Here is a 13,602-nt window from a genome sequence, read left to right on the forward strand (position 1 = left end):
CGCGTTCGGGTTCTCCTCCGTACGTCTCTTTCTGTGTACGCCGTGAGTCGTAACAAGTCCGGCCTGTAGAGGGATTCGCGCGCCCGCGCCGACACGAAATGGTCGTTCCGTCCTGGAAGTTGACCGAAAGGAACGGCCATCGTGCGGATAGGACGCATGGCGCCCTTGCTCGCCGTGGGGGTCACGGCAACGCTGGTGCCCGCCCTCGCCCCGGCGCAGGCATCCGCGGCGGAACCGCTGCAGAGATTCGCGAACCAGAAGCCCGCGTGGCACAGGTGCGACACGTCGCAGCCCGCCGCGTTCCAGTGCGCGACGATCGACGTCCCGCTCGACTACCGCCGGCCCGACGCCGAGACGATCAAGCTGGCCATCTCGCGCATCAGGACCAGTGTCCCCGCCGAGCGGCACGGCGCGCTCCTCTTCAACCCCGGCGGCCCGGGCGGCGAGGGCCTGGACATGCCGGTCATGATGAAGGACACGTTGCCCAAGGAGGTGCGCCGGCAGTACGACCTCATCGGGTTCGATCCGCGCGGGGTGGGGCGGAGCAGCCCGCTCAGCTGCGGTCTCACGGCAGGCGAGCAGGCCTTCGAACACGCCTACAAACCGGAGACGTTCAGCCATGACGTGAAGTGGGCGCGGACCGTCGCCGACAAGTGCCGTGCCAGGAACGGCGACAGACTCGCGCACTTCACCACCCGCAACACCGCCCGCGACATGGATGTCATCCGCGCCGTTCTGGGCGAGCGGAAGATCTCCTACCTGGGCTACTCCTACGGCACGTACCTCGGAGCCGTCTTCGCGCAGATGTTCCCCCAGCGGGCCGACCGTATCGTGCTGGACAGCGCCGTCGACCCCGCACGGGTCTGGCGCGGCATGATCCAGGTCTGGGCGGAGGGCACCGAGCCGGCGTTCACGCGCTGGACGAGGTGGACCGCGCAGCGCGACCGCACCTACCGGCTCGGCGACACCCCGGCCAAGGTGAAGAAGACGTTCTGGGACCTGGTCGCCCGAGCCGACCGCACCCCCATCGACGACGGCGGCGAAAAGCTCACCGGGGACGACATCCGGGCCAGGCTGCGCCCCGAGTTCTTCAGCCCCAAGGCGGCGGCCGCGGCGGTCGTCAGCCTCAGGAAGGCCGCCGACGGCCATGCGGCTCCCGGCCGTTCCCTCGTGCCGGACGGCCGGCAGGAACCGCGCCGGTCCGGGTCGGCCGCCGTGCAGCCGCCGGACGACAACGGCTCCGTCGTCTTCTGGACCGTGGTCTGCGGCGACACCGCGGCCTGGCCACACGACCCCCAGCAGTACCGGCGTGACGCGATCCGGGACAAGGCCAAGTACCCCCTCTACGGCGACTTCGGCTCCAACATCACGCCCTGCGCGTTCTGGGGCAAGCCGGCCGAGCCGGTCACCGCGGTGGACAACACCGTGGGCGTGCTCACCGTCCAGAACCAGTGGGACCCCCAGACGCCCCTGGTCAGCGGCCTCGGCATGCACCGCGCACTGAAGGGCTCGCGCATGGTGTACGTCAAGGGCGGCGAGGGCCACGGCGTCTACTCCGGTGACCCGCGGGCCTGCGCCAACCGCACCGTCAACGCCTACCTGAGCAGCGGGAGGCTTCCGGCACACGACGTCACCTGTGAGCCGTCCGGCCGCCAGAACCCCGGTGTGAACCCACGGATCACCCCGGCACCGCAGCACACACCGCAGACACCCCGCTTCTGAGCCGGTTCCCTGAGCCCGGCCGGCCCCCCTCACCGGCCCCGCACGGTCGGTGAGAGGGCCGGACGGGCCGGTTCCGGGAGGCGGTCGGCGCGAACCGGGGGTCGTCGCCGTCGCAGGGACGCTGCCGACGCTCCGCCTACAGCGACGCCAGGTTGTCGGCCAGGTCGGCGAGGCCGAGAGAGCCCTGGGTGAGCGCGTTCATGTGCCAGGTCCGCAGGTCGAAACCGGTGCCGTGGCGGCGACGGGAGGCCTCGCGCCCCTCCAGCCAGGCGCGCTCTCCCAGTTTGTAGCCGATGGCCTGGCCGGGCCAGCCGAGGTAACGGTCGATCTCGCTGGTGCGGCGCGCGGTGTCGCTGCCGTGGTGGGCGGCCATGAACGCGGTGGCGAGCTCCGGGGTCCAGCGTTCGCCGGGATGAAAGCCCGAGTCGGTAGGGACGGCGAGTTCCAGGTGCATGCCGATGTCCACGATCACGCGGATGATCCGGAGCATCTGTTTGTCCAGATAGCCGAGGCGGCGGGCGGGGTCCGTGAGGAAGCCCAGTTCGTCCATCAGGCGCTCGGCGTACAGGGCCCAGCCCTCCTTGTCGGCGCTGACCGCGCCGAGGGTGATCTGGTAGCTGCTGAGGCGGTCCGCGGCAGCGGTCCACCGGGCGGTCTGCAGGTGGTGCCCCGGAACGCCCTCGTGGTACCAGGTGCTGACGATCTCCCAGGTGGGGAAGGTCTGTTGGCCGAGCGTGGGCAGGTAGGTGCGCCCGGGGCGGCTGAAGTCGAGGCTGGGGCCGTTGTAGTAGGGAGCGCCCGAGCTGCCCCGAGGCGCGATCCTCGTCTCGACCCGGCGCAGTGGGCCGGAGATGTCGAAATGGGTGCCGTCGAGGGCGTCGATCGCCTCGTCCGTGATCTCCTGGAGCCAGGCGCGGATGTTCTCCTCACCCGTGATGGCATGGCCGTGCCGGTTGAGGTGGTCCACGGTCTCCCGGACGGTGGCACCGGGCAGGATCCGGTCGGCCTCGGACCGCATCTCGGCGACCGTCCGGTGGAACTCCTCCCAGCCCCAGGCGTAGGCCTCGGCCGGGTCCACGGCGATGCCGTTGGCCCAGCGGGCCGCGCGCAGGTAGCGCTCGCGGCCGACGGCGTCCGGGGTGCCGTCCGCGGCGGGCAGGTAGGTGTGGCACAGCCAGTCGCGGAACCCGGCCACCGAGGCCGTCGCACGGCCGGCGGCGGCGTCCAGTTCGTGCCTGAGCCGATCCGGACCCGCGGCCACGAAGGTGGCGAACCAGCTCGCCCCGCCGGCGTCCTGGCCGGTCCAGGCCGCGAGTTGCCCGATGACGGCCCGGACCTGGCGCGGAGCGCACAGCAGCCCGCGGGCGACGCCCTCGGTCAGGGTGGCCCGGTAGCCGTCCAGCGCGCCGGGCAGGTTGCGCAGCCGTCCGGCCACGGCCGCCCAGTCCTCGTCGGTGTCGGTCGGCATCAGGGTGAAGATGCTCCGCACCTTGTGCAGGGGCGAGTTGACGTTGCGCAGCTCGCGGAACCGGTCACCCGCCGCCTGCAGGGCGAGTTCCGCGGTGAGCCGCTCCCGCAGCAGCCGTGCGCAGTTCCGCTCGGCGCCCTCGAACACCACACCGTTCTTCTCGGCGTCCCGCTCGGTGGCGTCGAGCACGGACAGCGTTCGGCGGTCCAGTTCGGCGAGCGCCTCGAAGCCCTCCGGTGACAGATCCGGCTGCCGGTCGTCCTCGGGATGCAGACCGAGTCGGGCCGAGGTCATGGGGTCGAGGGCGGCGACCTGCGCGACGTGGTCGTCGGCGATCCGGCGGGGGGTGCTCGGCTTCTCGGACACGCTCCCATGCTGATGTGCCGTCACCGGTCTTGTCAGCACCGCGCGTCGGCTTTCGGCCGACATGGCCGTGCACGGAAGACGGTGTGTGTGGGTCGACCATCTCGCCTCGGCCGACACCCGGACCGACGACGGGCCGCGCCCGGAGCGCCGAGCAGCCCCGGGCGCGCCCACCGAGTGTCATCCCGTGGTCAGGACGGTCCGCTCCGTACCGTCCTCCGCCGGCGACGCGCCCGCCTCGGCTGTACGCCCGCGCAGTGCCGTCACCACCAGCAGTGCCGAGAACAGGGCTGCCGAACCGCACACGGCGAATCCGATCGCGTAACCGTGGCCCAGAGCGTCCAGGGCGTACGCGCGGGCCGCGCCCGGCGGGGAGGCGGCGGGGACGGAGTTCAGGGCGAGCGGGCCGCCCTCCTTCAGCACCTCGTGCGCCGCGGTCCTCGACTCGGCGTTCAGGGACGACGAGGTGGCCAGCGCGGAGGTCACCCGGGAAGCCGCCCGGCTCAGCGCGACCGCCCCGATGACCGCGGGCCCGAGGGTGAAGCCGAAGTCGCGCAGCAGGTTGGTCGCCGCGCTCGCCATGCCGGCCAGGGGTAGCGGCACCGTGTTGACGGCGGTCGCGGTGATGGACGACACCGTGAAGGCGAAGCCGACGCCGACCAGCCCGAGCGGCAGGATCAGCGAGGTCAGGTTCCGGTCGCCTGCATCGAGTCCGGCGGCCAGGAAGTCGCCCGCGGCGATCAGTGCCAGCCCGCCGGTGAGCAGCGCCCGCGCGGGCAGCCGGTGCAGCAGCCGGGAGGTCAGCGGGGTGAGGACCGGGGCGATGCCGTTGAGCAGGAGGAACGCGAAGGCGGTGCGCATCGGGCTCTGGTGCTGGATGGGACCGAGCCGGATGCTCGCCGCGTACGCCGTGCCCAGGAAGCTGAACATGCCCACGACCGCGACGACCGACGCGATCGCGAAGGAGCGGTTGCGGAACAGGTCCAGGCGCAGGAGCGGCGAGCGGGCCCGGCTCTCGGCGGCCACGAACAGGCCCACGAACACCGCGGCGATCACGAACGCCACGACCACCGGAGCCGACCCCCAGCCGTCCGTCGGCCCCTGGATGACGGCGTACAGCAGGGCGAACAGACCGGCACCGATGGTGAGCTGGCCGCCGACGTCCAGCGAACGGCCTTCCGGTGACCGGGAGTTGGTGGCGAGCCACAGACTCACCAGGGCGCTCACCGCGGCCAGCACGGCGACCACCACGAACGCCGAGCGCCACGAGCCGTAGGTGCCGGTGATACCGCCGAGCAACGGGGCGAGGAAGCCGCCCGCGGACAGGCTGGAGGCCCATACGGCGATGGCGCGGGCGCGCTGCGGGCCGGTGTGCGTACCGGCCGCGATCATGGCCAGCGAGGTGGGGAAGAGCGCGGCGGCGCCGAGCCCGGCCAGCGCCTGCCCCACCCACAGCTGATGGATGCCGGAGGAACTCGCGGCGACGACCTCGCCCGCGCACAACAGCGCGGCGCCGCCGACGAGGAGCTGTTTGCGGCCGAAGAGGTCGCCGAGCACGCCGAAGGAGAGTTCCAGCACGGCGACGGGCAGCAGGAACGCGTCGGAGATCCAGGTGAGTTGGGAGCCGACGGGGTGGAGGTGTTCCTGGAACAGACCGTTGAGGGTGGCCGGTATGGCGAGGCCGATCTGCGCGAGACAGACCGCGAGACAGCCGGCGACGAGGGCGCCGAGGGGAAGGGAACTGCGCGGGGTGACGGATGCGTCGGACATGGGCGGGTCCCGGTGTCAGTGGTGGGTGGGGTGCGCCGGGCGGTCGCGGCCGACCGTCAGGTGTGCCGGGCGGTAGGGGATGTACGCCGCCCCGTCCGGCCCGAGCGCCGTGGCGGTCCGCTGGAGCGCGGCCGGCGTCGCGGCGTCGTCCCAGTGGCCGGTGGTGACGCGGTGTTCGAGCGCGCGCAGGGCGGCCACGGTCTCGGCGGTGGTGAACGTGCAGTGGCCCTGCCGCTCGACGTAGGCCTGCCGCAGCAGCGCTCCGTCCCCGGCCGCGCGCACCCGGTCGCCGAACCGCCGCTCCTGTTCGACCGGGACCAGGTTGTCGGCGATCGTGTGCACGTCCAGCAGCGGTACGCCGAGTCCTTGACCGGCAGAAGAGGTGCGCTGGGCGGCACGGACCGCTGCGGGGTCCGCGGTGATCGCGGCGCCCCGGGTCAGGGATGTCAGGTCGGCGCGCAGGTCGAGTCCGGCCGCCCGGTACAGCGCGCGGACCTGCGGCGCGTGGACGGATCCGGCGAGCAGGCGGGCGTAGTCGACGCCCGCGTTCCAGGAGTTGTTGCCGCCGGCCGACTGCTCGACGGCGTACCGGCCGCCCTCGACGAACGACAGGATGCCCTGCGCGAACCACGCGTACTGCTGCTCCTCCTGGCCCGCCCAGTCCGCCGGTGCGGGCCGGCCTTGTCCGGGCGCCCAGGCGGGGAGGTTGAGGAAGGCCGCGGCCAGTGCGATCCGGGCGCGGCCCTGCGGGGTGGTCTGTGCGGCGGTGACGGCATCGGTCAGCCGCTTGGCGGTGGCGGCCGCGGCGTCGGCGGAGCCGAAGCGGACCAGGCCGACGTCCTGCCCGGGCAGGAGCAGCCGGGCGAGGGCGTACTCGGCGTCGAGCTGGTAGTTGTCCAGGTCGGTGCCGCCCGCGACGAGGCCGCACAGGCCGAGCGCGCCGTCCACGCGGCCGGCGCCGTCGCGGGCGATCTGCGCGTTGACGAGCCCGCCCATCGACTGGCCGACGGCGAGGGTGCGCCGCGGTGCGCCGATCTTCGCGGTGATGGCGTCGAGCGTGGCGAACTGGTCGCGTTCGGCGCTGTCCAGGGCCCACATCGAGCCATGGGGGTCGTACGACGACCCGGCCATCGCATAGCCCTCGGCGAGCAACGCGGTGCGTACGGCGTCGGACGGGGCGTCCTTGGCGACGGTGGGGCCGAAGCCGTGGCTGAACAGCAGCAGGGTGCCGTTCCAGTGGGCGGGGACGTCAGCGACCCAGGTCGCGTCGTCGGAGAGGGTGCCGGTGAGGTGGCCGGTGGCCGGCGTGTCCGCCTGGGCGGCCGGCGCGGGGCTGGTGGTGAGGCCCGCGGACGCCAGCGTGGCCAGGGCGGCCAGGGCGATGCGCAGACGGGTGCGGGAAGTCCGGGGGCGGGTGCTGGCAGGCATGGAGGTGGCTCCTTGTGGGCGGCTGCGGAGCGGAGACCCTGGCAGATCGGCAGATGCTCAGTGCACTGAACGAAGCGTGGAGGAATGTAGGGCCGATTTCTTACGGCGGTCAAGACAGTGCACAACATTGCTTTCGGGCGGCAGTGAGCGGAGATGCGTCACGTGCCCACGGCGCTACGCCGTCGGAATCGTCTCGATGAGCCGGCGCGCCGCGTCCCGGGCGGGCGCCTCCAGCAGGGCGTGGACCGTGCGGAACGTCTTCTCCGCCGCGGCCGCCGGCCAGTCCGCGGGCAGGTGCCGCACGGGCAACCGGGGGTCGCTGCGGATGACTTGGAGCCACTCGGCGGTCAGCCGGAGGCGCAGCGCGAGGGCGTCCTCGGCGGTCAGGTCCGCCCGGCCCGACGTGTACGGCCGCCAGGACGCCTCGAACTCCCGGTAATGAGCGGCCAGTTCACCCAGGTCCCAGGTGTCGTCGATCATCTCGGCGATGTCCGTGCCGGTGTCCGCGTGCGCCCGGAAGACCTTCACCTGCGTCCGCAGGCCCAACTCGGCGACGATCCCGGAGACGTCGACCTCGCCGGGCGCGATCCACAGCCCGCTGAACAGTGCGCCGAAGCCCGCCCAGGTCAACTGGGAACGCAGATCGTGCCGCTGGCGCTGCCACGACTCCGGCAGGGAGAAGCCGAGCAGGGTCCAGGTGCCGTCCCAGTCCCGGTTGACCGCGCCGGACTTCCAGATGCGCCGCTCGCCGTCGCGCAGGATCGCCTCGGAGCGGTCGGTGAGGCCGACATAGGTCCGCCGGCCCTCGCGTCGGCGGCTCAGCAGACCGCGGCCGACCATGCGGGTGAGGGTGGACCGGGTGGCCTGCTCTCCGACGCCGGCCCGCCGGAACACCTCGATGACGCTCCCCGTGTACACGCACACCCCGCGACCCAGCACCTCGTCACCGAGGAAGCTGAGCAGGAGCGACTGGGGGCGGGGGACGGGACCGGTCACGCGGATACCTTACGAGGCCGCGTGCCCCTGCATGCACGCGGCGACCGAAGCGTCAGGCGAGCCCGTTGCCGGCGACGCGCAGCAGAAGGGCGTGCAGCGTCTGCCGTTCGCCGGAGTCGAGCGGGGTGAGCAGTTCGTCGGTCACGCGTCGGCCCGCCTGGTCCGTGTCGCGGAGGAATGCGCGGCCCTCCTCGGTGAGGACGACGATGCGACTGCGGCGGTCCTCGGGGGCGGGGCGGCGCTCGGCGAAGCCCAGCTTCTCCAGGTCGTCCACCAGGCCGACGATCGCGCTCGGGTCGTAGCCGAGCCGGGCGCTGAGCTCGCGCTGGAGAGCGCCCTCGCAGGTGGCGAGGAAGCGCAGCACGGCGTAGTGCCGCAGCCGTACCCCCGACTCCTGCAGGAACGTGTTGAACAACTGACCGGAGCGCAGTCCCAGGCGGTACAGCAGGTATCCCGTGTCCGCGTGCAGCCCCCGCATCCACGGTTCGTCGGCGTCGATGGGAGTCGGGTGGTCGGTGTGCTGGCCGGCTATGGCGGGCTCCCTGGTCTCGGTCCCGGGGCGCCGGTCTCGGCTTCCCCGGGGATGGCTTCTCGCGTGCGGAGTCCAGCATGACGCACCGCAAGGTCGGCAACAACTATTGACGACAACAATTATTGCTCTTAGCTTCGATCTCCCCGACCACACCCCATGCGAAGGGACCGCCCGTGCCCACCATCGATCTGACCGGGAAGGCCGCCGTCGTCACCGGAAGCGGCCGTGGCCTCGGCCTCGCCTATGCGCACGCCCTCGCCGCCCACGGCGCGTCCGTGGTCGTCAACGACATCGACGAAGCCGTGGCCGAGCAGGCGGTCAAGTCCCTCACCGAGGCCGGTGGCACCGCCGTGGCCGAAGTGGTTCCGGTCGGCACGGCCGAGGCCGCCGACCGGCTGGTCAACCGCGCCGTCGAGGAGTTCGGCCGACTCGACATCCTGGTCACCAACGCGGGCATCCTGCGCGACAAGGTGCTGTGGAAGATGACCGACGACGACTTCGACGCGGTGCTCACCACCCATCTCCGGGGCACCTTCACCTGCGCCCGCGCCGCCGCCGTCCGCATGCGCGAGCAGGGCGAGGGCGGCACGCTCGTCCTCGTCGGCTCCCCGGCCGGGCAGCGCGGCAACTTCGGCCAGACCAACTACGCCGCCGCCAAGGCCGGGATCGCCGCGATGGCCCGCACCTGGTCCATGGAACTGGCCCGCGCGCACATCACCGTCAACGCGATCGTGCCGGTCGCCGCGACCGCGATGACCGAGACCATCCCCGCCTTCGCCCCGTACATCGAGGCCATGAGGAACGGCGAACCGCTGCCGGCGTTCCTGCGCAAGGGGGAGGGCTTCGGCACCCCCGAGGACTGCGCGGCCCTCGTCCCCTTCCTGGCCTCCGCGGCCGCCCGCGGCATCACCGGCCAGTGCATCGGCATCGGCGGCGACAAGGTGACGCTGTGGTCGCATCCCCAGGAGATCAGGACCGCCTACGCCGACGGCGGCTGGACCCCCGACGCCCTGGCAGACGCCTGGCCCACCTCGGTCGGCGCCGAGCCGCAGACCGTCGGCATCCCCGCCCCGAAGCTCCCGGAGGCGTGATGGCACCCGCACCGAGGCCGGACGAGCTCGTCGCGATCGACGTCCACACCCACGCGGAGGTGTCCTCCAAGGGGCACTCCTCCCTGGACGACCACCTGCACGACGCCTCCTCCGCCTACTTCAAGGTCGAGGGCAAACGGAAGCCCACGCTCGAGGAGACCGCCGCGTACTACCGCGAGCGGCGGATGGCCGCCGTCGTCTTCACGGTGGACGCCGAGTCCGCGACCGGCACCGAGCCCGTCCCCAACGAGGAGGTGGCCGAAGCCGCGGCCGCGAACTCCGACGTACTGATCCCGTTCGCCTCCATCGACCCCTTCCGCGGGAAGGCGGGCGTGCGGCAGGCCCGGCGGCTGGTCGAGGAGTACGGGGTGCGGGGTTTCAAGTTCCACCCCAGCATCCAGGGCTTCTTCCCCAACGACCGCTCCGTGGCGTACGGCCTGTACGAGGTGATCGAGGAGACCGGTACCATCGCGCTCTTCCACACCGGTCAGACCGGCATCGGTGCCGGCGTTCCCGGCGGGGGCGGCATCCGCCTGAAGTACTCCAACCCGCTCCACGTGGACGACGTGGCCGCCGACTTCCCGCACCTGAAGATCATCCTGGCGCACCCGTCGTTCCCCTGGCAGGACGAGGCCCTGGCGGTGGCGACCCACAAGCCCGGCGTCCACATCGACCTCTCGGGCTGGTCGCCGAAGTACTTCCCGCCGCAGCTGGTGCAGTACGCCAACACGCTGCTGAAGGACAAGGTCCTGTTCGGCTCCGACTTCCCGGTGCTCACCCCGGACCGGTGGCTCGCCGACTTCGCGAAGCTGTCCGTCAAGGACGAGGTCAGGCCGAAGATCCTCAAGGAGAACGCGGCCCGGTTGCTCGGGCTGACGAAACCGTAAGGGGTGTCAGATGCGCAACCAGGGACTGGGGTCGTGGCCCGTACGCCGGGCCCGCAAGACCCCGCACCGCACGGCCCTGATCCACGGCGAGCAGCCGACCGACTACCGCACCCTGTACACACGGGTCACCCGCCTCGCCCACGCCCTGCGCGCCCGGGGCGTCAGGCGCGGCGACCGCATCGCCCACCTCGGCCCCAACCACCCCGCCTACCTGGAGACCCTGTTCGCCGCAGGCACCCTCGGCGCGGTCTTCGTACCCCTCAACACCCGCCTCGCCGGCCCCGAGATCGCCTACCAGCTCGCCGACTCAGGCGCCAAGGCGCTCGTCCACGGCCCCGCGTACGCCGGGCTCGTCGCGGGACTGCCGGACGGGACGGACGTACGGACCTGCCTCGAGACCGGCGACGCCTACGAACAGGCCCTGGCGGCCGCGCCGGACGACCCGATCGACGAACCGGTCACTCCCGACGACACCTGCATCATCATGTACACCTCGGGGACGACCGGCCGCCCCAAGGGCGCGATGCTCACCCACGGCAACCTCACCTGGAACGCCGTCAACGTCCTGGTCGACCACGACCTGACAGCCGACGAACGTGCCCTGGTCTCCGCTCCGCTGTTCCACACCGCGGGTCTCAACATGCTGACCCTGCCGGTGCTGCTCAAGGGCGGCACCTGCGTCCTGGTCGAGGCCTTCGACCCGGAGACCACCCTCGACCTGGTGGAACGGCACCGGATCACCTTCATGTTCGGCGTGCCGACGATGTTCGACCAGGTCGCCCGGCACCCCCGCTGGCCGGACGCCGACCTGTCGTCCCTCCGCATCCTCACCTGTGGCGGATCACCGGTGCCGACCACGCTCATCGCCACGTACCAGCAGCGCGGGCTCACCTTCCTCCAGGGCTACGGCATGACGGAGGCCGCGCCCGGCACACTCTTCCTGGACGCGGAGCACGCGGTCGAGAAGGCGGGCTCGGCGGGCGTACCCCACTTCTTCAGCGACGTACGGGTCGTACGGCCCGATCTCACCCCGGTCGACGTCGGCGAGACGGGCGAGGTCGTGGTGCGCGGACCGCATGTCATGGCCGGCTACTGGGGGCTGCCTGAGGAGACCGAGGCCGCCTTCGCCGACGGCTGGTTCCGCAGCGGGGACGCGGCCCGGGTGGACGAGGACGGTTACGTGCACATCGTCGACCGGATCAAGGACATGATCATCTCCGGCGGCGAGAACATCTACCCCGCCGAGATCGAGGACATCCTCCTCGCCCACCCCGGCATCGCCGAGTGCGCGGTGATCGGTGTCCCGGACGACAAGTGGGGCGAGGTGCCCCGCGCGGTCGTCGTCCCCGCCCCGGGAGCCGAACTCGACCCGGACGAGGTGCTGGCCTCGCTGACCGGGAAGCTCGCCAAGTACAAGATCCCCAAGTCGGTGGTGGTCACGGACGAACTCCCGCGCACCGCCTCCGGAAAGCTCCTCAAGTCCCGGGTGCGGCACCGCTACGGCACCCCAACTCCCTGAAAAGGAAAAGCGACTTATGAGCATCACCGTCAACGGCCTGGACGAACTGAAGAAGCTCGCCGGCAGCGACCTCGGCACCAGCGAGTGGATCGAGGTCACCCAGGAGCGCATCGACACCTTCGCCGACGCCACCGGCGACCACCAGTGGATCCACACCGACCCGGAGCGGGCGGCCCAGGGCCCCTTCGGCGCGCCGATCGCGCACGGCTACCTCACCCTGTCCCTCTTCATCCCTCTCTTCACCGGACTGCTGGACGTGCAGGGCGTGACCACCAAGGTCAACTACGGCCTGAACAAGGTGCGTTTCCCCGCGCCGGTGAAGGCCGGATCCCGCATCCGGCTCGCCGCCCGGCTCACCTCGGTCGAGGACGTGCCCGGGGGTGTCCAGATCACCGTCGACGGCACGATCGAGGTGGAGGACGGTACCAAGCCCGCCGCGGTCCTCCAGAGCCTGTCCCGGTTCTATGCCTGACCCATGCCCAGTGAGCGGAGGTCTGCCAAGCCTCCGCCTTGCCCACCACGCAGTCGGCGAAGGGCGCGTCCGCGCGCGGCGCCTGGGGACCGGCATCGCCGCCGCGGGTCGAAGAGCTCGCGCCGTTCCTCGGCCGGCTCCATCGCCTGCACCCGCCCGAGGACTCCCGGCGAGATCCACGAACGGGCGGAACCCGTCGGCCTCGGGCAGGATGCCGCTCGCCGCCTGTCCGGCCTCCGGCCAGGCGCCACACGTGCCGTGCGCGGCGCCCGGGGTCCCACCGCCGGCCTCACCCGTGCCGCCGTGTCGGGGCGGGAATGATCATGACCGGTGGCCTCGTCTCAACCGGCTCCGCGGTCCAGGACGCGGCGGGCGGCCTCTGCTTCCGCGGCGGGCGGGGAGAGCTCGTCGAGGACGTCGAGCTCGTCATCGGATTCCAGTTCCCGTTCCCAGGCCGCTGCGAGCCGTTCCTGCTCCTGGCGCGGTTTGGCGCCGACCGTGTCCCGGTGATCGGGGTCCAGGGCCGCCAGGAATCGTACGACCGGATCTGTGGGCATGCCGTGCTCCTTGTCGCATGGAGGGGTGCCACCCTTGTCCAGCATCGCTGAACGAGCCCGCGTTGTCTGCTCGGCATCGCCCGGGGAGCGCTACTCGACGGCCGGGTCCTCTTGGCTGCGCCGCACAGCTTTCTGTACGGCCTGCTCAACCTCGTGCGGACTGGACTCGGTGGCTGCGGCGTGCGCGGTGATGGCCGCCTGTACGGCGTCGGACGCCTCGCGCCAGCGGTGCAGCTGAGCGTCGTACTCGTCACCGGTGAGGCCCGCGAGTTTCGCGCGCTCCTGCTCGGCGGTTCGTTCCAGCTTGATCAACTCATCGGGGACCTCTGCCACGGGTACGGATCCTAGGCGGCGACCCCGGCGCCTCCACCGTCTCACTTACCGCCCGATCGGGTGGAGCCGCACACCGCAGAGGCTCGGCGCCTCATCGCAGGGCGATCTGCCAGACGAGGAGCAGTGTGCTCAGCACGGCGGTGACGATGGCGCCGCGGAGTGTGGCGCCCATGCCGCCGTAGGGGTCCATCGGACTGTAGGGGTGGTCCGGGGAGACGAGGACGGTCATCGAGGAGCCGACGTCGGCGGGGCGGCCGGAGGACGCGTTGGCGAGCTCGGTCTCGTAGCGTTTGCCGTCGATGAAGTAGCGGACGACCGGCGTGAGGAAGTACGCGCCCGGCTTCCCGCTCTGCGTGGCGCTGTGGTCGATCACCTCGGCCTGCAGCTCGAGCGCCGTCGGCCGAATCTGCCGGAGCGTCACGTTCTGTCGCAGTTCGTGCGCCATGGTGGCGAGCGATGCCACG

Annotated in this window: 13 protein-coding genes; 5 read left to right on the forward strand and 8 right to left on the reverse strand. The window is 71.7% G+C overall.

Features of this window, described 5'->3' with window-relative positions; translation table 11 throughout:
• The first annotated feature begins 141 nt into the window (after nucleotides 1-141).
• A complete protein-coding gene (locus ACWDEN_RS25480) occupies nucleotides 142-1,722 on the forward strand; it encodes an alpha/beta hydrolase (protein WP_351602669.1) in 1,581 nt (526 codons plus the stop codon).
• A gap of 136 nt (nucleotides 1,723-1,858) precedes the next feature.
• Here ACWDEN_RS25480 and ACWDEN_RS25485 read toward each other — a convergent pair whose 3' ends face one another.
• From ACWDEN_RS25485 to ACWDEN_RS25505, 5 genes are all read right to left on the reverse strand, one after another.
• Nucleotides 1,859-3,556: a DUF885 domain-containing protein gene (locus ACWDEN_RS25485; RefSeq protein ID WP_351602671.1), complete on the reverse strand. Its 1,698-nt coding sequence runs from the start codon at nucleotides 3,554-3,556 to the stop codon at nucleotides 1,859-1,861.
• Between the two features lie 177 nt (nucleotides 3,557-3,733).
• On the reverse strand, nucleotides 3,734-5,323 hold the full coding sequence (locus tag ACWDEN_RS25490; protein ID WP_450860215.1) for an MFS transporter: 1,590 nt from the start codon (nucleotides 5,321-5,323) through the stop codon (nucleotides 3,734-3,736).
• Nucleotides 5,324-5,338: 15 nt separating this feature from the next.
• A complete protein-coding gene (locus ACWDEN_RS25495; protein WP_351602675.1) occupies nucleotides 5,339-6,751 on the reverse strand; it encodes an alpha/beta hydrolase in 1,413 nt (470 codons plus the stop codon).
• 174 nt (nucleotides 6,752-6,925) lie between these two features.
• Nucleotides 6,926-7,753 carry a PaaX family transcriptional regulator gene (locus ACWDEN_RS25500; RefSeq protein WP_351602873.1) on the reverse strand — a complete coding sequence of 276 codons (828 nt, stop codon included), beginning with the start codon at nucleotides 7,751-7,753 and terminating at the stop codon, nucleotides 6,926-6,928.
• A 46-nt stretch (nucleotides 7,754-7,799) separates the two neighbouring features.
• Nucleotides 7,800-8,225 carry a MarR family winged helix-turn-helix transcriptional regulator gene (locus ACWDEN_RS25505; RefSeq protein WP_450860216.1) on the reverse strand — a complete coding sequence of 142 codons (426 nt, stop codon included), beginning with the start codon at nucleotides 8,223-8,225 and terminating at the stop codon, nucleotides 7,800-7,802.
• Nucleotides 8,226-8,452: 227 nt separating this feature from the next.
• Between ACWDEN_RS25505 and ACWDEN_RS25510 the strand changes: the two genes are divergently transcribed.
• From ACWDEN_RS25510 to ACWDEN_RS25525, 4 genes are read left to right on the forward strand one after another with little or no spacing between them, the layout of a single operon-like run.
• Complete coding sequence (locus ACWDEN_RS25510) at nucleotides 8,453-9,370, forward strand: SDR family NAD(P)-dependent oxidoreductase (RefSeq protein WP_351602678.1); 918 nt, start codon at nucleotides 8,453-8,455, stop codon at nucleotides 9,368-9,370.
• Nucleotides 9,370-10,257, forward strand: coding sequence for an amidohydrolase family protein (locus tag ACWDEN_RS25515; RefSeq protein ID WP_450860217.1), 888 nt, complete (start codon nucleotides 9,370-9,372; stop codon nucleotides 10,255-10,257). Before ACWDEN_RS25510 ends, ACWDEN_RS25515 begins: the two co-directional genes overlap by 1 nt.
• Nucleotides 10,258-10,267: 10 nt before the next feature.
• Nucleotides 10,268-11,776 carry an o-succinylbenzoate--CoA ligase gene (menE, locus tag ACWDEN_RS25520; protein ID WP_450860218.1) on the forward strand — a complete coding sequence of 503 codons (1,509 nt, stop codon included), beginning with the start codon at nucleotides 10,268-10,270 and terminating at the stop codon, nucleotides 11,774-11,776.
• Nucleotides 11,777-11,792: 16 nt separating this feature from the next.
• Nucleotides 11,793-12,248 carry a MaoC family dehydratase gene (locus ACWDEN_RS25525; protein ID WP_450860219.1) on the forward strand — a complete coding sequence of 152 codons (456 nt, stop codon included), beginning with the start codon at nucleotides 11,793-11,795 and terminating at the stop codon, nucleotides 12,246-12,248.
• Between the two features lie 341 nt (nucleotides 12,249-12,589).
• On the opposite strand, the gene ACWDEN_RS25530 is transcribed toward ACWDEN_RS25525, so the two are convergent.
• The 3 genes from ACWDEN_RS25530 to ACWDEN_RS25540 form a co-directional block, all read right to left on the reverse strand.
• A complete protein-coding gene (locus ACWDEN_RS25530; RefSeq protein ID WP_351602686.1) occupies nucleotides 12,590-12,805 on the reverse strand; it encodes a hypothetical protein in 216 nt (71 codons plus the stop codon).
• 90 nt (nucleotides 12,806-12,895) lie between these two features.
• Entirely contained in the window at nucleotides 12,896-13,138 is a 243-nt protein-coding gene (locus ACWDEN_RS25535; RefSeq protein WP_450860220.1) for a hypothetical protein, read from the reverse strand.
• Between the two features lie 91 nt (nucleotides 13,139-13,229).
• On the reverse strand, nucleotides 13,230-13,601 hold the full coding sequence (locus tag ACWDEN_RS25540; RefSeq protein ID WP_450860221.1) for a hypothetical protein: 372 nt from the start codon (nucleotides 13,599-13,601) through the stop codon (nucleotides 13,230-13,232).
• Nucleotide 13,602: the final 1 nt, after the last annotated feature.

The sequence above is a fragment of the Streptomyces sp. NPDC001153 genome (assembly GCF_053598315.1).

Excerpts from the sequence above, each read along its gene's own strand:
- ACWDEN_RS25505 (WP_450860216.1), bottom strand. The coding sequence starts at position 8,225 with ATGCGGGGGCTGCACGCGGACACGGGATACCTGCTGTACCGCCTGGGA.
- ACWDEN_RS25530 (WP_351602686.1), bottom strand. The coding sequence starts at position 12,805 with ATGCCCACAGATCCGGTCGTACGATTCCTGGCGGCCCTGGACCCCGAT.
- menE (WP_450860218.1), top strand. The coding sequence starts at position 10,268 with ATGCGCAACCAGGGACTGGGGTCGTGGCCCGTACGCCGGGCCCGCAAG.
- ACWDEN_RS25490 (WP_450860215.1), bottom strand. The coding sequence starts at position 5,323 with ATGTCCGACGCATCCGTCACCCCGCGCAGTTCCCTTCCCCTCGGCGCC.
- ACWDEN_RS25525 (WP_450860219.1), top strand. The coding sequence starts at position 11,793 with ATGAGCATCACCGTCAACGGCCTGGACGAACTGAAGAAGCTCGCCGGC.
- ACWDEN_RS25495 (WP_351602675.1), bottom strand. The coding sequence starts at position 6,751 with ATGCCTGCCAGCACCCGCCCCCGGACTTCCCGCACCCGTCTGCGCATC.
- ACWDEN_RS25515 (WP_450860217.1), top strand. The coding sequence starts at position 9,370 with ATGGCACCCGCACCGAGGCCGGACGAGCTCGTCGCGATCGACGTCCAC.